This window comes from Nocardioides sp. Z30_9, from assembly GCF_058215735.1.
Map to the genome: position 1 here is coordinate 2,005,039 of NZ_JBZAJF010000001.1, position 17,992 is coordinate 2,023,030.

General features: G+C 72.3%; 20 protein-coding genes. 7 read left to right on the top strand and 13 right to left on the bottom strand.

The features are described 5' to 3' along the window. Nucleotides 1-39 precede the first annotated feature (39 nt). Together AC4BGB_RS09790 and AC4BGB_RS09795 are read left to right on the top strand one after the other, a co-directional pair. A complete protein-coding gene (locus AC4BGB_RS09790; RefSeq protein ID WP_490546587.1) occupies nt 40-1,383 on the top strand; it encodes a cytochrome P450 in 1,344 nt (447 codons plus the stop codon). Continuing rightward, entirely contained in the window at nt 1,380-1,928 is a 549-nt protein-coding gene (locus AC4BGB_RS09795) for a TetR/AcrR family transcriptional regulator (protein WP_490546588.1), read from the top strand. The genes AC4BGB_RS09790 and AC4BGB_RS09795 overlap by 4 nt, the downstream gene beginning before the upstream one ends. A gap of 61 nt (nt 1,929-1,989) precedes the next feature. Here the strand turns inward: AC4BGB_RS09795 and AC4BGB_RS09800 are convergent, their stop codons facing one another. Genes AC4BGB_RS09800 through AC4BGB_RS09815 form a run of 4 tightly spaced genes read right to left on the bottom strand, consistent with a single transcriptional unit; the run spans nt 1,990 to nt 6,652 of the window. Next, complete coding sequence (locus AC4BGB_RS09800) at nt 1,990-2,658, bottom strand: GNAT family N-acetyltransferase (protein WP_490546589.1); 669 nt, start codon at nt 2,656-2,658, stop codon at nt 1,990-1,992. A 45-nt stretch (nt 2,659-2,703) separates the two neighbouring features. Then, on the bottom strand, nt 2,704-4,128 hold the full coding sequence (locus AC4BGB_RS09805) for a carboxyl transferase domain-containing protein (protein WP_490546590.1): 1,425 nt from the start codon (nt 4,126-4,128) through the stop codon (nt 2,704-2,706). After that, nucleotides 4,128-5,327: a CaiB/BaiF CoA transferase family protein gene (locus AC4BGB_RS09810; protein ID WP_490546591.1), complete on the bottom strand. Its 1,200-nt coding sequence runs from the start codon at nt 5,325-5,327 to the stop codon at nt 4,128-4,130. The genes AC4BGB_RS09805 and AC4BGB_RS09810 overlap by 1 nt, the downstream gene beginning before the upstream one ends. A gap of 5 nt (nt 5,328-5,332) precedes the next feature. Then, the gene (locus tag AC4BGB_RS09815; RefSeq protein ID WP_490546592.1) at nt 5,333-6,652 is read right to left on the bottom strand and encodes an SLC13 family permease; all 1,320 of its coding nucleotides are present in this window, start codon (nt 6,650-6,652) and stop codon (nt 5,333-5,335) included. Nucleotides 6,653-6,768: 116 nt separating this feature from the next. Between AC4BGB_RS09815 and AC4BGB_RS09820 the strand changes: the two genes are divergently transcribed. The 3 genes from AC4BGB_RS09820 to AC4BGB_RS09830 all read left to right on the top strand — a co-directional run bounded on the left by AC4BGB_RS09820 (nt 6,769) and on the right by AC4BGB_RS09830 (nt 8,686). Then, on the top strand, nt 6,769-7,485 hold the full coding sequence (locus AC4BGB_RS09820) for a FadR/GntR family transcriptional regulator (protein ID WP_490546593.1): 717 nt from the start codon (nt 6,769-6,771) through the stop codon (nt 7,483-7,485). Next, on the top strand, nt 7,482-8,249 hold the full coding sequence (locus tag AC4BGB_RS09825; RefSeq protein WP_490546594.1) for a sulfite exporter TauE/SafE family protein: 768 nt from the start codon (nt 7,482-7,484) through the stop codon (nt 8,247-8,249). The genes AC4BGB_RS09820 and AC4BGB_RS09825 overlap by 4 nt, the downstream gene beginning before the upstream one ends. 71 nt (nt 8,250-8,320) lie before the next feature. Continuing rightward, a complete protein-coding gene (locus AC4BGB_RS09830) occupies nt 8,321-8,686 on the top strand; it encodes a UBP-type zinc finger domain-containing protein (protein ID WP_490546595.1) in 366 nt (121 codons plus the stop codon). Nucleotides 8,687-8,688: 2 nt separating this feature from the next. Here the strand turns inward: AC4BGB_RS09830 and AC4BGB_RS09835 are convergent, their stop codons facing one another. The 9 genes from AC4BGB_RS09835 to AC4BGB_RS09875 all read right to left on the bottom strand — a co-directional run bounded on the left by AC4BGB_RS09835 (nt 8,689) and on the right by AC4BGB_RS09875 (nt 15,847). Further along, the gene (locus tag AC4BGB_RS09835) at nt 8,689-9,000 is read right to left on the bottom strand and encodes a DUF202 domain-containing protein (protein ID WP_490546596.1); all 312 of its coding nucleotides are present in this window, start codon (nt 8,998-9,000) and stop codon (nt 8,689-8,691) included. A gap of 11 nt (nt 9,001-9,011) precedes the next feature. Further along, entirely contained in the window at nt 9,012-9,386 is a 375-nt protein-coding gene (locus tag AC4BGB_RS09840) for a YidH family protein (protein ID WP_490546597.1), read from the bottom strand. Nucleotides 9,387-9,417: 31 nt separating this feature from the next. Continuing rightward, entirely contained in the window at nt 9,418-10,062 is a 645-nt protein-coding gene (locus AC4BGB_RS09845; protein WP_490546598.1) for a response regulator, read from the bottom strand. After that, a complete protein-coding gene (locus AC4BGB_RS09850) occupies nt 10,059-11,297 on the bottom strand; it encodes a sensor histidine kinase (RefSeq protein ID WP_490546599.1) in 1,239 nt (412 codons plus the stop codon). Before AC4BGB_RS09850 ends, AC4BGB_RS09845 begins: the two co-directional genes overlap by 4 nt. Nucleotides 11,298-11,345: 48 nt before the next feature. Further along, nucleotides 11,346-12,101, bottom strand: a complete 756-nt coding sequence (locus AC4BGB_RS09855; RefSeq protein ID WP_490546600.1) for an ABC transporter permease — start codon at nt 12,099-12,101, stop codon at nt 11,346-11,348. Next, nucleotides 12,098-13,033 (bottom strand): ABC transporter ATP-binding protein, encoded by a 936-nt coding sequence (locus tag AC4BGB_RS09860; protein WP_490546601.1) that lies wholly within the window; start codon nt 13,031-13,033, stop codon nt 12,098-12,100. The genes AC4BGB_RS09855 and AC4BGB_RS09860 overlap by 4 nt, the downstream gene beginning before the upstream one ends. A 101-nt stretch (nt 13,034-13,134) precedes the next feature. Continuing rightward, entirely contained in the window at nt 13,135-14,589 is a 1,455-nt protein-coding gene (locus AC4BGB_RS09865; protein WP_490546602.1) for an NAD-dependent succinate-semialdehyde dehydrogenase, read from the bottom strand. Nucleotides 14,590-14,660: 71 nt separating this feature from the next. Then, nucleotides 14,661-15,065: a DUF2237 family protein gene (locus AC4BGB_RS09870; protein WP_490546603.1), complete on the bottom strand. Its 405-nt coding sequence runs from the start codon at nt 15,063-15,065 to the stop codon at nt 14,661-14,663. Continuing rightward, nucleotides 15,062-15,847, bottom strand: coding sequence for a MerR family transcriptional regulator (locus tag AC4BGB_RS09875; protein ID WP_490546604.1), 786 nt, complete (start codon nt 15,845-15,847; stop codon nt 15,062-15,064). Before AC4BGB_RS09875 ends, AC4BGB_RS09870 begins: the two co-directional genes overlap by 4 nt. 52 nt (nt 15,848-15,899) lie before the next feature. On the opposite strand from AC4BGB_RS09875, the gene AC4BGB_RS09880 reads away from it, so the two are divergent. Continuing rightward, nucleotides 15,900-17,759 carry a hypothetical protein gene (locus AC4BGB_RS09880; protein ID WP_490546605.1) on the top strand — a complete coding sequence of 620 codons (1,860 nt, stop codon included), beginning with the start codon at nt 15,900-15,902 and terminating at the stop codon, nt 17,757-17,759. Then, complete coding sequence (locus AC4BGB_RS09885; RefSeq protein ID WP_490546606.1) at nt 17,756-17,944, top strand: hypothetical protein; 189 nt, start codon at nt 17,756-17,758, stop codon at nt 17,942-17,944. The genes AC4BGB_RS09880 and AC4BGB_RS09885 overlap by 4 nt, the downstream gene beginning before the upstream one ends. The last annotated feature ends 48 nt before the right edge of the window (nt 17,945-17,992 follow it).

The window sequence follows — 17,992 nt, forward strand, 5'->3', positions numbered from 1 at the left end:
GTGCGAGGCCGCATCCTCAGACCCGGAGGTCACCACCGGATGACTACGACGACACCCACCGCCCCGCGGAAGGTCCGCGGGCCGCTGCTCGGCATCCCGCATCTGCTCCAGCTGCGGGCGAACCCGATCGGGCACAACGAGTTCCTGCGGGAGTCGTACGGCGAGGTCTACCGGCTCAACGTGTTCGGCGTGAGGGTCTTCGTCACCGCGGGGGCCGACATGGCCGAGCAGGTGCTGGTCAACCGCGACCGCACCTTCGCGAACGGGCCGGCGTGGTCGCACTTCATCGGGCCGTTCTTCCACCGCGGGATCATGCTGCTCGACTTCGACGAGCACCTGCACCACCGCCGGATCCTGCAGCACGCGTTCACCAACGACGCCCTGCGCAGCTACCACGCGGTGATGGCCCCGCACGTGCGCCGGAACCTCGAGACGTGGAAGGACGTGGAGAACCCGCGCCTGCACCACATGTTCAAGGAGCTCACCCTCGACCTCGCGCTGGAGACCTTCGTGGGCGTGAAGCTGAGCGCCGAGGAGCAGCGGGAGGTGAACAAGGCGTTCATCGCCGCGGTCCGCGCGGGCACCTCGCTGGTGCGCAAGAACATCCCCGGCACCCCGTGGGCCAAGGGCCTGCGGGCGCGCAGGTTCCTCGAGGACTTCTTCCGCTCGCACCTGCCGGCCAAGCGGCGCGACGGTGGCGACGACCTGTTCGCCCAGCTGTGCCAGGCGCAGAGCGAGGACGGCGAGCAGTTCAGCGACGACGACATCGTCAACCACATGATCTTCCTGCTGATGGCCGCACACGACACCACCACGATCACGATGAGCTCGATGGCCTACCACCTGGCCACCCACCCCGAGTGGCAGGAGCGGGCGCGCGAGCAGTCGCTCGCCGTCGGCGAGACCGACTACGACGGCATCATGGGCCTCGACGTCCTCGACCGGGTGATGAAAGAGGCGCTGCGGCTGTGCTCGCCGGTACCCTCGCTCCCCCGGGTGGCCACTCGGGACACCGAGATCGCCGGGTTCGCGGTCCCTGCCGGCTCGTTCGTCACCGTCTCGCCGTACATGAACCACTACCTGCCCGAGCTGTGGCCCGACCCCACCCGGTTCGACCCGGACCGGTTCGCACCGGACCGGCGTGAGGACCGCTCGCACCGGCTGGCCTACGAGCCGTTCGGCGCGGGGGTGCACAAGTGCATCGGGATGCACTTCGCCGGGATGCAGGTGCGCGCGATCTTCCACGAGCTGCTGCGCAGCTACAAGTGGTCGGTGCCGGAGGGCTACGAGTGGCCGATCGACCTCACCGCGCTCCCCTACCCCCGCGACGGCGTACCCGTGACCCTGGAGCCGCTCACCGAGGGGGAGAAGATGCCCTCGTGACCACTGCGATCCTCGATGCCGCACAGCAGGTCTTCGAGCAGTACGGCGCCCGCCGGGCCAACGTGGAGGACGTGGCCCGCACCGCGGGGATCAGCCGGAGCACGCTCTACCGCGCCTACCCCAACAAGGAGGTGCTGCTCGAGGCGGTGCTGCTGCGCCAGCTCGACGACTTCCTGACCGCCCTGGACCGCGTCGCCGCGGACCTGCCTCCCCGGGAGGCCGTGGTGGAGTGCTTCACCCGCGGCCTGGCGCTGACCCGCGAGATCCCGCTGCTCGCCCGGCTGGCGCAGAGCGAGCCCGACGTCGTCAGCGCCGCGGGCGCCGCCTCCCAGAGCACGCTCGTCCTCGGCTCGGCGTCCCGCGTCGTCGCCACCCTGCGCCGCAGCGGCGCCACCATGCCCGACGACGAGCTCGCCACCGTGGCCGAGCTGATGCTCCGCGTCTCCTGGACCTACCTGCTCAACCCCCGCGGCGGCCTCGACGTCACCGACGAGCACGCCGTACGCGAGTACGCGCGGAAGTACCTCGCGCCGCTGGTCTACTGAGGCGATCCGGATAGTCCCTGACGTTCTGGTGGGCCGATGTCCGGTTTGGGCGACCAATTCGTCAGGGACTATCCGGTGGCCTGGGCAGTAGCCGCTCCGGCACCAGCTCCTCGAGCGCCTTGCGGAGGGGTGCGGGGGCCCTGAGCTTTCCGTGCGCGAAGGCACGCATCAGGTCGACGACCTCGTCGCTGCCCTCGGGGGTGGGGGTGGGGGTGAGGGTGTAGTCGACGGCGCCGGCCCCGTTGGGGGTGGAGCGGAGCTCACCGCCGAGGTCGTGGAGTACGGCGACCATGGCCGCGTTGTCCGCCGCCACGAGCGCGGTGAAACGCCGGATGCCGTTGCCGGGGGCGAGCCGCATCAGCTGGGTCAGGAGCTCGGTGCCCAGCCCGCGTCCCTGCCAGCTGTCGACCACCGACACCGCGATCTCGGCGACTTCCGGGTCCTCGGTGTCGCGGATGTAGCGGGCGATACCGACCGCCTGGCCGTCGACCTCGTCCACAGCGCCCAGCGCCTCGTGGTCGTAGTGGTCGACCTGGGTGAAGTAGCGCAGCTCGCGCTGGCTGAGCCTCGCCTTCCCGGAGAGGAACCGAAGCCGGCGGGACTCCTCGCTGAACCTCGCGAACCCCTCGGCCAGCAGCGGCGCGTCCTCGCGGTGGACCTGACGGATCACCACTCCGGAGCCGTCGCGGAGCACCACATGGCTGGGGTGGCGCGGGCCCATCTCGCTCATGTCAGCTCGCGTCCCTACGTCGTCGGGTTCCTCCCAGCCTAGGGCTTATGTCCCGAGCCGGGACAGCTCGGTCGCGACCGTGGCGGCGACCGCGGTGGCGAGGGACTCGGCGTCGTCGTCGGGCAGTTCGGGTACGACGCGGTGCACGATCCCGGCCTCGACCAGCCTGGCCGAGCCGATCCCCTGGGACTCGGCCATCTCGGCGGCGTGCTCGGTGTCGCCGAAGCGGATCACGCTGGCTCCCTCGGGCGGGAGCGGGGAGAGCCAGGCGTTCTCGGTCGCGAGGACGACCCGGGCCGGGAGCAGGGCGAGCGCTCCCCCGCCGCAGCCCTGACCCAGGATCACCGAGACCGTCGGGACCGTCATCGTCACCAGGGCGGCGATGCAGCGGGCGATCTCGCCGGCGACGGCGCCCTCCTCGGCGGCCGCGGAGAGCTCGGCTCCCGGGGTGTCGATCACCGTGACCAGCGGCAGGCCCAGCTCCTCGGCGAGCCGCATCCCGCGGCGGGCCTCGCGCAGCGCGGCCGGTCCCAGCGGGGTGGCCGGGGTCTGCTGGTGCCGGTCCTGTCCGACCAGGACGCAGGGCTGCCCGTCGAGGCGGGTCAGGGCCACGAGCACGGCGGCGTCCTGCTCGCCCTCCTCGGTGCCGTTGAGCTCGAGGGTACGGCGGGCGCCGTACCTCAGCAGCTGGCGTACGCCGAGCCGCGAGCCGTCGCGCGTGTGCGTGACCGACTCCCAGACCCCGAGGCCGGTGCCGCCGCCGGAGGGCCGCGGCTGCAGCGCCGGCGGCACCGGCGGGTCGACCAGCACGGCCAGGGTGCTGTCGATCAGCGCCGGGAGGTCCTCGGTCGCCACGACGGCGTCGATGACGCCCTTCTCCGCGAGGTTCTCCGCCCGCTGGACGCCCTCGGGGAACGGCTTTCCCTCCAGCGCCTCGTAGACCTTCGGGCCGAGGAACCCCACGAGCGCACCGGGCTCGGCGACCGTGACGTGACCCAGCGACCCCCAGGACGCGTAGACCCCGCCCGTGGTCGGGTGCCGCAGGTGCACCAGGTAGGGCAGCCCCGCCGCCCGGTGGTCCATTACGGCGCGGGAGATGTCGACCATGGTGAAGAAGGCGGGCGTGCCCTCCTGCATCCGGGTGCCGCCCGAGGCGGTCGTCGCGAGCAGCGGCAGTCCCTCCGCGGTCGCCCGGCGGACGCAGGACACGATGCGTGCCGCGGCGTCCCTGCCGATGGAGCCGCCGAGGAAGGCGAACTCGTTGACCACGACCGCGACCTCGCGCCCGCGCACCAGCCCCCGGCCGGTGAGCACCGACTCGTCGGTCCCCGCCCGCTCGGACGCCGCGCGCAGCTCGGCCCGATAGGCCTCGGAGTAGCCGCGAACGTCGATCGGCTGGTCCCAGGACTGGAACGACCCCTCGTCCAGCACCAGGTCGATCAGTCCCTGTGCCGACCACCGCTCCGCCATCAGGACTCCTCTCGGGAGGTCTCGTCGAGCCAGGCGCGCACGGTATCGCCGTGCTGGTCGAGGACGGGCGGTGCCTGGTGGCCCGTCCGGGTCACCTCGGTGCCGTCGCCCTCGAAGAACCGCAGTGGCGGGCCGGGGAGCGTGACCGGCCCGAGCACGGCGTGCTCGACGTCGACCAGCAGGCCCTGGCTGCGGGTCTGGTCCCAGGCGTAGACCTCGTCGATGCTGCGCACCTTGCCCGCGGGCACACCGACCTCGGCCAGGCGCGCCAGCAGGGGCTCGGGCTCCCAGTCGGCGAAGACCCCCTCGACCACCTCGATGGTCCGCTGCCGGTTGGCGACCCGTTCGGGGTTGGTGGCCAGCCCCTCGACGGCAGGGTCGAGACCGAAGCCGTCGCAGAACCTCCGCCACAGCCCCTCGCTGCCCACGGAGATCTGCACGGCGCCGTCGCGGCAGCGGAACAGGCCGTAGGGGGCGATCGAGGGGTGGTGGTTTCCCTGGGCCCGGCCGACCTCGCCGGCCACGGTCCAGCGGGTGCCCTGGAAGGCGTGCACGCCGACGGTGGCGGCGAGCAGCGAGGTGCGGACCACCGTTCCGCGGCCGGTGCTTTCCCGCTCGTGCAGCGCGGCCAGCAACCCGTAGGCGCCGTACATCCCGGCGAGCAGGTCGGCGATCGGGACCCCCACCCGCTGCGGGTCCTCGGGCCCGGAGCCGGTCAGGGACATCAGCCCGGCCTCGCCCTGGGCGATCTGGTCGTAGCCCGCGCGACCACCTTCCGGGCCGTCGTGGCCGAAGCCGGTCACGGAGAGCACGACGAGCCGTGGATTGCGCCGCTGCAGCAGCTCGAAGCCCAGCCCCAGCCGGTCCAGCACGCCGGTGCGGAAGTTCTCCACCAGGACGTCGGCGCGGTCGACGAGCCGCAGCAGCACGTCGCGGTCGGCCTCGTCCTTGAGGTCGAGGGTGATCGACTCCTTGTTGCGGTTGGCGGAGAGGAAGTACGTCGACTGCCGGTCGTCCTCGGGCCCGACGAACGGCGGCCCCCAACCACGGGTGTCGTCGCCGTGCCCCTTGGCCTCGACCTTGATCACCCGAGCCCCGAGGTCGCCGAGCATCATCGTGGCGTGCGGGCCGGCGAGGGCCCGGGACAGGTCCACGACCAGGACGTCGTGGAGCGGTCCGCGTCCGGTGGAGCCGGTCATCGCGCTCACCACCCCGGCAGCACGAGGGCCGCCCAGACGAGGAGAGGTCCGACCAGGGTGACGATCACGCTGTAGGTCAGGACCTGCTTGTAGTAGACCGGTTCCTCGATGGTGTCGGGCTTGTTGGCCAGCATCAGGGCTCCGTTGGTGGAGAACGGGCTCACGTCCACGATTGTCGACGACACCGCCAACGCGGCCACGAACAGTGCGGCGTTGATGCCGCCGTCGGCGATCAGCGGCACGGCGATCGGGATGATCACCGGCAGCAGCGCGGTCGAGGAGGCGAAGGCCGAGACCACACCGCCGACGTAGCACAGGACCAGGGCGCCGATGGCGATCGCGCCGAGTCCCGCGGCCCAGCTGCCGACGAACTCCGGCGCCTCGGCAGTGGTCAGGATCGTGGCGTAGGTGCTCACCCCGGCGACCAGGAGCACGGTCGGCCAGGCGATCTGCCGCACGGCGTCCTTGTGCTCGTTGGGGGCCAGCATCGCGAGGATCACGGCTGCGGTGATCGCCACGAACCCGATGTTCTTGTCGAAGGCCAGCGCGATCACCGCGACCGCGACGAAGGCGACGAGGGTGAGCAGCTGGTCACGGCGTACGCCGAGCGCCTGCGTGCCGGTCGGGGCACTGGCACCCATGCCGCGGGCCGGGACGGTCGCGCCGCCCCGGTGCAGGTCCTCGGCGAGCGTGTCCGGGTCGTCGGGGTCGAGCCGAGCGGCCATCAGGTCCCGCCCGCCCAGGGTCACGAACAGCACGGAGGCGAGGACGAGGTTCACGACCAGGCTCGAGAAGAACACGGCCAGCTCGCTGGACGGGAGGCCGGCGTCGCGCATCACCGAGTTGGTGATCGTGCCGTAGATGCTGATCGGCGAGAACCCGCCGGCCTGGGCGCCGTGGACCACCATCATGCCCATCATCAGCGGGCTGATCCGGTACCTGCCCGCGAAGCCGAGGGCGATCGGGCCGATGATCGCGCACGCCGCGGGACTGGCCGCGCCGATGGCGGTGAGCAGCGCCGTGACGAAGAACATCACCCACGGGATCAGCGCCACCCGGCCGCCGACCGCCTTGATCGCGCTGCGCACGATCAGGTCCACGGTGCCGTTGTTCTTGGCGATCGCGAACAAGTAGGTGACCCCGATCAGCGTGAGGATCAGGTCACCGCTGACGCCGGCGAGGATCTCCTTCTCGTCGAGGTCGAGCGCGTACATCCCGACCAGCCAGGCGGCGACGTAGGCCAACGCCCCCATGTTGATCGGCAGCACCGTGCCGATGACGAACAACGCCACCAGCGCGGTGATCGAAACCCATTCCGGTCCCATGCTTCTTCCTTCCGGTGCAGAGCCACCGGGCCGGCACGTCTGTGATGCCGATCACCCCACTGGTTCAGTGGCCTAGCCAATAGGTCAGTCGGCCACCTGTCAATAGACTCGTCCACATGGACTCCACCTCGCGCCGACCGATGCCGGTCTTCCCCGAGCGACTGGTGCGCACCCGCCTCTACGAGCAGGTGGCCGAGCAGATCACCACCTGGATCGCCGAGAACGGCCTCGCCCCCGGCGACCGCCTCCCCCCTGAACGCGAGCTCGCGACCCGGCTCGGGGTCAGCCGCGCGACGCTGAGCCAGGCCCTGGTCGCCCTCGAGGTGATCGGCGTGGTCGCGGTGCGCCACGGCGACGGCACCGTGGTCACCCAACCGCGGACGCGCCGGATCGTGGAGGCGATCCGCGAGCACGCCGACCGCCTCCCGGAGATCATCGAGACCCGGGACGCGCTGGAGACCAAGATCGCTGCCCTGGCCGCCGTACGCCGCACCGACGAGGACCTGCGTCGCATCGACGAGGCCCTGGACGCGATGGCCGCCGACATCGACGCGGGCGGCCGCGGCGTCGAGGGTGACGAGCGCTTCCACGGCGCCGTGACCACCGCCGCGCACTCCCTGCTGCTGGCCCGGCTGATGGACGAGATCGGCGAGCTGATCAAGGAGACCCGGATCGAGTCGCTGTCCCAGCCCGAGCGGCCGCGTGCCTCCCTGGCCGGGCACCGCGCGATCGCCGAGGCCATCCGCGCCGGCGACCCCGAGGGCGCCTCCGGCGCGATGCACGCGCACGTCGTCCTGGTCAGCGACGTGGCCCTGCTCCGCGACGACCGGTGACCGGCGCGGAGCAGCTGGCGGTCCTCGCCGCCGGCCTGGGTGCCGGCGTGCTCACCTCCACGGTGGGCGTGGCCTCGCTGCTCAGCTTCCCGGTCCTGGTCGCCGTGGGGCTGCCACCGGTGGTGGCCAACGCCTCGAACACCATCGGCATGACCCCCGCCGGCCTCAGCGGCTCGTTCGGCTACCGCCGTGAGCTGCGCGAGCACCCGCGGATCACCTTCCTCGTCCTGGTCCTGTGCGCCGGCGGCGCGGTGCTCGGCGCACTGCTGCTCCTGGCCCTGGACCCGGGCGTCTTCGAGGCCGTCGTCCCGTGGCTGATCCTCGGCACCAGCCTCCTGGTCGGCGTCCAGCCGCTGGTGACCAGGCGACTGCGCGCCCGGCGCGGCCCGGACGCCGCCGACCGCGTGCAGATGTCGCCCGCCACCGGGTTCTGGGCCGCGCTCACCGGGGTGTACGGCGGCTACTTCGGCGCCGGCTCGGGGGTGATGATGGTCGCCGTGCTCGGGTTCGGGCTCGACCTCGAGCTGCGCATCGTGAACGCACTGAAGACGCTGGCGGTGATGTCGGCCAACATCGTGGCCTCGGTGATCTTCCTGTTCCTCGCCGAGCTCGACTGGGTCGCGATCGGCCTCCTGGCCGCGGGATCGGTGTTCGGCGGCTACCTCGGCGCCCACATCGGCCGCCGGCTGCCGCCTGCGGTGTTCCGGACGCTGATCGTGCTCGTGGGGGTCACCGCGGCGACCCTGATGCTGCTCGAGGGCTGACCGGGTCGGGGGCGGTCTGGGAGACTGGAGGGCGCTGCGGATCATCGGCACCCCCGGGATCGGAGACCCACATGACTGAGGACCACCTGCCCGAAGGCATCGACGTGGCCGCCCTGCCCAGCGGCACCGGGTGCGCGGAGTGCGACGCCGCCGATCCGGCGGGCTGGTGGGTGCACCTGCGCCGGTGCGCCGAGTGCGGGCACATCGGGTGCTGCGACTCCTCCCCGGGGCAGCACGCCACCGCGCACGCCGAGTCCAGCGGTCACCCGGTCATCCGCAGCTTCGAGCCGGGTGAGGACTGGTTCTACGACTACGAGACGGGCCAGCCCTTCGACGGCCCCGTCCTCGCCGGGCCTGAGTCCCGGCCGGTCGACCAGTCGGCACCGGGCCCCGCCGGGCGCGTCCCCCCGGACTGGTCCCAGCGCATCCACCCCTGAGGTCAGGCCAGCACGAGGGCCACTGCCGAGGCCACGGCGAGTCCAGCGATCGCAACAGCCAGACAGGTGAACGCGGTACCAGCGGGACGGATCCGATGGTCCGGCGTGGAGACCAGCCGGCCCCGTCGCCTCGAGTACGCCAGCACCAGCACCCCGAGGGCCACCCAGACGCCGGCGAGGGCGACCGCGAGCGGCATCGGGAAGGCCCGGTCGTGGCGGACCAGCACCAGTCCGCCGTTGGCGAACATGGCCAGCGAGGTCCGGGACCACGCGAGCACGGTCCGCTCCCGCTGCAGGCCGCTGTCCAGGGCCATCGCGGCCGGCCTCAGCCCAGCAGCTCGACGAGCAGCACGACCAGCACACCGATGCTGATCGCGGCCAGCCCGATGCCCAGCAGCACGGGGAGTCCGCCGACCTTGAGCCGCCCGCCCCGGGCCATCGCCTCCTGCACTGCGCGCCAGCGCCACAGGCCGCCCAGGCAGACCCCGCCGGCGAGCGCGGCCAGCACGATGCCGGCGGCGTCTCGGAAGACGTCGGATCCGAGGTCGGGGGCGAACTGGTCCAGGGCCACGGCCGAGGCGATCAGCGCCAGCCCGGTGCGCATCCAGGCCAGGAAGGTGCGCTCGTTGGCGAGGGTGAACCGGTAGTCGGGCTCACGGCGCTCCCCCGTGTGGTGCTCGTCCTGCTGCTCCTGCGACATCCCGCTCCTCTGCGTGGCCGGACCGACGACCCTAGACGGGTGGGACGCCCCCCAGGATGCCCCGCTCGTAGGCCGTCGCGACCGCCGCCGCACGGTCGGTCACCGCGAGCTTCTCGTAGACGTGCACCAGGTGGGTCTTCACGGTCGCCTCGCTGACGAACAGCTCCTGGGCGATCGCGCGGTTGGAGTTGCCCTTGGCGACCAGTGCGAGCACCTCGCGCTCACGGGCGGACAGCGCGGCGCCGCTCGGCGGGCGGCGTACGTGCGAGGCCAGCCGGCTGACCACCGCCGGGGAGAGCACCGTCTCCCCGGCCGCGGTGGCGCGCACCGCGGCGAAGATCTCCTCCGCAGGGGTGTCCTTGAGCAGGTAGCCGGTCGCGCCGGCCTCGATCGCCGCGACCGTGTCGGAGTCGGTGTCGTAGGTGGTGAGCACCAGGACCGCGGCCCGGGAACCCTGGGCCCGCAGCGCGCGAACGGCCTCGACCCCGCCTCCGCCGGGCATCCGGAGGTCCATCACGACCACGTCGGGATCCAGCTCCAGCACGCGGGCCACCGCCTCGGGACCGCTGGCGGCCTCGCCGACGACCTCGAAGTCCGCCACCGAGCTGAGCATGCTGCGGATCCCGTCGCGTACGACGGGATGGTCGTCGGCGACCACGATCCGGATCGTGCTCACGCGGCCTCCCGGGGCAGCGCCGGGAGCCGGAGCGACACCGCGGTGCCGCCGCTCCGGCTCGACTCCAGGGTCAGGTCCCCGGCGAGCCGCTCGGCGCGCTGCCGCATGCCGCGTACGCCGAAGGAGGTGTCCTTGGCCGGCTGGCCGGGGTCGAACCCGGCCCCGTCGTCGCGCACGTCGAGGAGCACCTCCTCCCCCTCGTAGGAGAGCGTCACCCCCACCCGTTGCGCAGCGGCATGGCGGGCGACGTTCGCCAGGGCCTCCTGCACCACCCGCAGCACCGTCGCCTCCACCTCGGGATGCAGCGGCCGGACGTCGCCGGTGACGACCACCTCGGCGCGGGCGGGGTGGTCGGAAGCCCACGCGGACACGATCGCCTGCACCGCCTCCGGCAGCCCGGTGTCGGCGAGTGCCGCCGGGGCCAGGTCCATCACCGACCGGCGGGCCTCGGCGAGCGCGGCGCGGGTCAGCTCGGTCGCCCGGGCGATCCGGGCGCCGGGATGCGCCTCCTGGCCGGCTGCCTGGAGCTGGGCGAGCACCCCCGCGAGCGACTGCGCGATGGTGTCGTGGATCTCGCGGGCCAGCCGCTGCCGCTCCTCGTGCACGCCGGCGACCCGGGCCTGGGCCACCACGGTGTCCTGCAGGGACTCGTTGCGCTGCAGGGTCTCCTCCAGGGCCCGGTTGACCCGCTCGAGCTCGGCGAGCGCGACCGCGCGCTCCTGGTGGGTCTGGTCGACGTGCAGCGAGTAACGGCCCATCGCGGCCGCGAGCCCGAAGTTCACCGCCATCAAGACCAGGAAGAACGCCAGGGAGGCTGCGACGCCCTCGCGCACGCCGCTCGACTGGCCCAGGGCCATCACCGCGGCCGTCGCGCCGAAGGCCCACCACACCCGTCGGCCCTTGAACGTCTCGGTGGCGTCGGCGAAGCCGATCCAGGCGAAGATGCAGAACAGCGGGTTGAGCAGGGTCAGCGCGAACGCGAGCAGGGTGCGGACGACGTAGCGCCGCGGCGTGGGCCCGCTCTGCGTGTGGCGTGCGCCGTAGGTCGTCCAGGCCAGCCAGGCCGCGGTGAGCGCGGCCAGCACGAGCTGGGCGGCCAGGCGCCATCCCGGGGACGTGGCGCCGGTCGCCGGGCCCGTGGCCAGGGCCACCACCGTGACCCCCGCGAGCAATCCCAGCGGCAGGTGCCGGAACCAGCGCTGCCAGTCCAGGGGGTCCGCGACGGTCGTGCTCACGCGTCGTACCCTCTCACTTCCTGGCTCACTTCCGGCTCACTCATGCACTCACTCCCAGCGGAAGCTGCGCACCGCCACGACCGAGAGCACCGCTGCCCAGGCCGCGACCACCAGCAGGTGGCCGACGCCGGGGAAGTCGCCGGCCATCGCCTCGGTCATCGCCTCCGCCGCGGCGGTCAGCGGGGTGTAGCCGAGCACCTCCCGCAGGGTGTCGGGCAGCACCTGCACCGGCACCCAGAGGCCGGCAGTGAACATGGCGGGGAAGAACACGATGGTGCCGATCGCGGTGCCGATCCGCTGGTTCGGGGAGACGGCCGTGACCACCGCGCCGATGGAGAAGGCCGCCACCAGGACGAGCAGGTAGGCCAGCGCGTAGCCCAGGACGGACGCGGGCAGCGGGGTGCCGAAGACCACCCTTCCCACGGCCAGCACCAGCACGGTGGAGACGAGGACGGCCGCGGCGTGCAGCAGCACCTGCGCCCCCAGCACGGTGGCGGGACCCAGCGGGGTGGTGCCGAGCCGGCGGAGCACGCCGCTCTCGCGGTAGGCGAAGACCACCGGGGGCATCGCCATGATCGCCGCCATGATCATCGAGAGCAGGATCATCACCGGGAGGTAGACGTCCACGGTGCTCAGCCCGCCGAGGTCCGCGTCCGGCTCGCGGAAGCTCGGGATCGCCCCGAGGATGCACAGCAGCGCCGTCGGGAAGACCAGGATCCAGAACAGCGATGCCAGCTCGCGCGTGAACAGCCGCGCCTCGACACGTACGACGGCAGCGGCACCGGGCCGGGTCAGGGTGCTCATGCCGGCTCCTCCACCTGGTCGGCGGTCAGGCCGAGGTAGGCGCTGTCCAGCGAGCCGGAGCTCACCTGCAGCCCCCGGGGCGCGACTCCCTGCTCGCTGAGCCAGGTCAGCGACGCCAGCGCCACGTCCTCCCCGCCGGTCACCACGACCAGGCCGTCCTCGCTGCCGACCGAGCGGACAGCCGGGAGCAGGCCCAGCGACTCCAGGTCCACCGGCACCTCGGGCCGGAAGCTCATCACGGTCTCCTCCCCCGCGGTGCGGATCAGGCCCTCGGGGGTGTCCAGGGCCCGGAGCCGGCCCCGGTCGACGATCGCGATCCGGTCGCACAGCGCCTGGGCCTCCTCCATGGAGTGGGTCACCAGCAGCACGGTGACTCCCTGGTCACGCAGGTCCCGGACGATCTGCCACACGTCGCGCCGGGCCCGGGGGTCCAGCCCGGTGGTGAGCTCGTCGAGGATCACCACCTGCGGGTTCGCCACGAGCGCCAGGGCGATGGAGAGCCGTTGCTGCTGGCCACCGCTCAGCGTGCCGAAGCGGCGGCCGAGGTGCTCGACGAGGCCGAGCCGCTCGGCGACCTCGCGCCAGGGCACCGGGTCGTCGTACAGCGCGGACCAGAGCTCGAACGCCTCCTGCACCGTGATCTTGGCCTGCAGACGGCTCTCCTGGAGCTGGATCGACAGCACCCGGGTCAGGGCGTCGCGGTCGGTCCACGGGTCGATGCCCAGCACGCGTACGGCGCCGGCGTCGCCGGTGCGCAGCCCGGCGATCGACTCGACGAGGGTGGTCTTGCCGGCACCGTTGGGCCCGAGGATCCCGAAGATCTCCCCGCCCTCGACGGTGAGACTGATGTCGTCGACGGCGACCTTGGTGCCGTAGGCCTTGCGGAGACCATCGACCTGGACGGCGTGCTGTGCGGACGTGGTTGGAGGCATGCGCCAACACTCGCTGCTCACCCCACCCCGGCACATCGGGCACCAGGCGGAGTCGCAGGGTCAACCGATCGGTTGACCCCGCGGCCGCGAGATCGTCAGCGTCAGGGGGCGATGCCGACGTACTTGACCGAGAGGTACTCCTCGATGCCCTCGGGTCCTCCCTCGCGGCCGAAGCCGGAGTGCTTGACCCCGCCGAAGGGAGCCGCGGGGTTGGACACGATCCCCTGGTTGATCCCCACCATCCCGAACTCGAGGCCCTCACTGACCCGGATGGTCCGGCCGAGGTCGGTGGTGAACGCGTAGGCCACCAGGCCGTACTCGGTGTCGTTGGCCATCCGGACCGCCTCCTCGTCCTCGGAGAAGGTGACGATCGGGGCGACGGGACCGAAGATCTCCTCGCGGAACAGGTCTGCGTCCGGGGACACGTCGGTGAGCACGGTGGGCTCGAAGAAGTAGCCGGCGTCGCCGGTGGTGGAGCCGCCGGTGACCACTGAGGCGCCCCTGCCCGTGGCGTCGCCGACCAGCTCGGCGACCTTGTCGAGCTGCTTGGCGTCGATCAGCGGGCCGACGGTGACGCCGTCCTCGGTGCCGCGCCCGACGACCTCCGCCGACATCTTCTCGGCGAACCTCGCGGCGAACTCCTCGGACACCGACTCGTGGACCAGGAACCGGTTGGCGGCCGTGCAGGCCTCGCCCATGTTGCGCATCTTGGCCAGCATCGCGCCCTCGACTGCCTTGTCGAGGTCGGCGTCGGCGAAGACCAGGAACGGCGCGTTGCCGCCGAGCTCCATCGAGACCCGCAGCAGCTGGTCGGCGGACTGGCGCACCAGCGTCTTGCCCACGGGCGTGGACCCGGTGAAGGTCAGCTTGCGCAGCCGCGGGTCCCCGATCAGCGGCTCCATCACCTCGCCGGTGTGCGCCGTCGAGACCACGTTGAGCACGCCGTCAGGGACGCCGACCTCCTTGAGGAGGTCCGCCAGGGCGAGCATGGTCAGCGGCGTCTGGGAGGCGGGCTTGACCACCATCGTGCAGCCGGCGGCGATGGCCGGGCCGATCTTGCGGGTGCCCATCGCCAGCGGGAAGTTCCACGGCGTGATCATCAGGACCGGGCCGACCGGCTGCTTCATCGTCAGCAGCCGGGTGTTCCCGTCCGGTGAGGAGGCCCAGCGGCCGGCGATCCGGACGACCTCCTCGGAGAACCAGCGGAAGAACTCCGCCCCGTAGGTCACCTCGCCCCGGGACTGCGCCAGGGGCTTGCCCATCTCCAGGGTCATCAGCATCGCGAAGTGGTCGGCCCGCTCGGTGAGCAGCTCGAACGCGGACCGGAGCAGCTCGGCGCGCTCGCGCGGGGCCGTGCGCGCCCAGTCGGCCTGCGCCGCCACGGCGGCGTCGAGGGCGGCCTTGCCGTCCTCGGCGGTGGCCGAGGCCACGCTGGTCAGGGTCTTGCCGGTGGCGGGGTCCTCGACGTCGAGCGTCGAGCCGTCGGAGGAGTCACGCCACTGCCCCCCGATGAAGAGGCCGGTGGGGACGCTGTCCAGGGTTTCGTTCTCGGTCATGGTCCCAACCTAGGACAGGATCGGTGGCGCCACGAGGGATGAGCCCGACCACCCGGTCGTCGGGCCCGGTGTCACTCCAGCCCGCGCGGGTCGGTCGGTACGTCCACGGCGTGCAGGCGCAGCGCGGACAGCGGCACGATCTGCAGGACCGCCTCGTTCGTGGAGGCGAGCACGACCGGGGCCGCGGCGCCGTCGAGGTGCGCCCGGGCCCAGTTGACCGCGGTGACGCACCACCGGTCGCCGGGCACGAGCCCCGCGAAGCCGTACTGCGGCATCGGCGTGGAGAGGTCGTTGCCGATGCTGCGCTGGTGCTCGAGGAACTCCGCCGTGACGACCGCGCAGATCGTGTGGCTGCCGCGGTCCTCGGGGCCGGTGGCGCAGCAGCCGTCGCGGTAGAACCCCGTCATCGGGTCCGTCCCGCAGGGCTGCAGCTCCTCGCCCAGGACGTTGCGCTCGGTCACTGGCTCCGGGGTCATCGGCTCCTCCGCTCCTTCGACCGGCTCCCACCGGCCGGGGACCGGAGCAGCTCGCGGTCGAAGGTCTGCTCGATGCGCTCGGACATCACCAGCTCGAAGGCGCCGAGCAGCGCCTCGGTGGCCAGGGTCCGGACCTCCTCGAGGGCACGCTGCACCTGGTCCCACTGCTCCTGGGGTCGACCGGCGTCGACGAAGGGCGTCCACACCCGCTTGAGGTAGAGCTCGAGGTAGACCCGGGCCACGCCCTCGGCGTGCTTGCGCAGCTGCCCGACGACGTCGAGGGCCTCCTCGAGCCCGAGGCCGAGGGTCTTGATGGCGTGCTCGCCGGCCTGGAGGAGTCGCGGGGCGAGCTCCTCGTAGGTGTCGTCCCCGACGGGACGGATCAGGCCGAGCTTCTCCACCCGGGCCAGCACCGGCGCCGCGGCGGCGGGGTCCTCGATCCCGAACCTGCGCACGAGGTCCTCGATCGTGGTGACCTGCCCCTCGGTGGTGCTGAACAGGCCGCGCACCGAGCGGGTGAACCGCAGCAGCTCTGCGTCGGAGAGACCGCCCTCGTCGAGCATCCTGGCGAGGCTGTCGAGCTTGAAGCCCTCGCTCTGCAGGTCCTTGATCAGCTCGATCCGGGCCACGTGCCGGTCGTCGTAGTACCCGGTCCTGCCCCGCACCTGCGGCGGTGGCAGCAGCCGGCGTGACTGGTAGGAGCGCAGCGAGCGCACCGTCATCCCGGTACGGCGGGAGAGCTCCTCGATCGTGAAGTCCTCCGCGCGTGCCTCGTCCGTCACACCCCGCACGCTACCCCTTGCTATGTGCCATTGAATATTGTTACATCCACGCATGACATCGTTCGGTCTCCTCGTGACCCAAGCCGACTCCCGGCCGGCGGGCGCCGCCCCGATCGACCAGATCGTGCTCGCCACCGGCGCCGCCGTGGTCCTGATCGGCCTGCTGGGGGTGCTGGCCATCGGCCACCGCACCGGGCGCATCGACGTCCTGCAGCGACTGATGGACCGCACCGAGAAGTCCTGGTTCGGCACCGGCCTCGCCGGGTGGGCGATGTTCCCCCTGCTGCTGGCGATGGCCTCGCTGGTGACCGCCCTGCTCGGGATGTACTGGGACATCTCGCTGCACATCGGGGTCGGACGCGACGAGGGCCCGCTGGCGAACCCCGCGCACTACCCGATCATGTTCGGCCTGTTCGGCATCTCGGCCTCCGGCGTGCTCGCGTGCGTTCTGGCCCGCGACGAGAAGCCCGGACCCGCGTCGGTGCGGCTCAGCCGCACCCTGCACGCCCCCGTCGGCGGCGTGCTGCTCACCGGCGCCGGCTCCTACGCCCTGCTGGGCTTCCCCCTCGACGACGTCTGGCACCGGATCTTCGGCCAGGACGTCACCCTGTGGGGCCCCACCCACCTGATGCTGATCGGTGGCGCGGGCCTGTCCCTGGTCGCGATGGCGATCCTCTACGAGGAGGGCCGCGACGCGCGTGACCCCTCGGCGACACCGGGCGGGACCCGCGTGCGCACCTACCTGCACCGCAGCTTCATCATGGGCGGGATGCTGATCGGCCTCTCGGTCTTCCAGGCCGAGTTCGACTTCGGCGTACCCCAGTTCCGCCTCGTGCTGCAGCCGATGCTGATCGCCCTGGCCGCCGGACTGGCGCTGGTCGGAGCACGCCTGTGGATCGGCCGCGGCGGGGCCGTCGCCGCGGTGCTGTTCTACCTCGCGGTGCGCGGCGGCGTCAGCGTCGTGGTGGGCCCGGTGCTCGGTGAGCTCTGGGCCGCGGTGCCGCTCTACCTCGCCGAGGCGGTCATCGTGGAGATCGTCGTGCACCTGCTCCGGCAGCGCCCGGTCGTGGCCGGAGCCGTCAGCGGGCTGCTGATCGGCACCGCGGGCTTCTGGGCCGAGTACGCCTGGACCCAGGTCGCGTTCCGGCTGCCCTGGACCGGCGACGTCGCGCTCGAGGGGATGGCGATGGCCGTCGTCGGCGGCGTCAGCGGAGGCGTCTGCGGCGCGCTCCTGGTCCTCGGACTGCGTGGCCAGCTGCCCGTACGACGTGCACCCGCGATCGCGTTCGGGCTCAGCATCCTCGCCGTCGCCGCTGCCGCGACCAACGGCCTGGTCGTGACCCGGCCCCAGGACCTCGGCGCGACCATGGAGATCAGCCCGGTCGGCCAGGACGGCGCCCGCGCGAACGCGTCGTTCGAGTTCGACCGGGCCCCGGTCGACGGCGCCCCGGCCTGGATCATGATCACCGGCTGGCAGGGCGGCGGATCCAAGGGCCTGCACATCGACCACCTCGAGAAGGTCTCCTCCACCACCTACGAGACCACCAAGCCGATGCCGGTCGCCGGCAGCTGGAAGACGATGGTGCGGATCCAGGACGGCCGCCACATCGCCGCACTACCCGTGTTCCTGCCCGAGGACACCGCGCTGGACAAGCCCGAGGTCAGCGCCACCGACGGCGCGCAGCGCGAGGTCGGCAACGAGAAGCTGCTGCTCCAGCGCGAGCTCAAGGAAGGCGTCCCCGGCTGGCTGTGGCTCGTCGCCGGATTGGTGGTGCTGGCGTGCTCGCTGGTCCTGGTCCTCGCGCTCGGCTGGGGGGTTGCCCGCTACTCCGCACTCCGGGCCCGTCCGGCCGGCGCAACCGAGCCCGTTCCCGCGCCGGATGACGGGCCCAGCGTGGGCGCTTCCCGGTGAGCGCCGCCGGGAGCCTCCCGGTGGCCGTCGGGGTGCCCCAGCACATGGGGCCGATGCACGGGTTCGAGGCGGCACTGTTCTACCTGCTGGTCTTCGGGCCGCTCCTGGCGCTGGCGATCACCCTGGTCGTCGTACGCCGCCGCGACAGCAGGCTCGAGGAGACCGAGCCCGAGCACCACGGCTGAGCCGGACGGGCCTGCCCGCCGCCGCGGAAACTGGGCACCGCCGCCTGC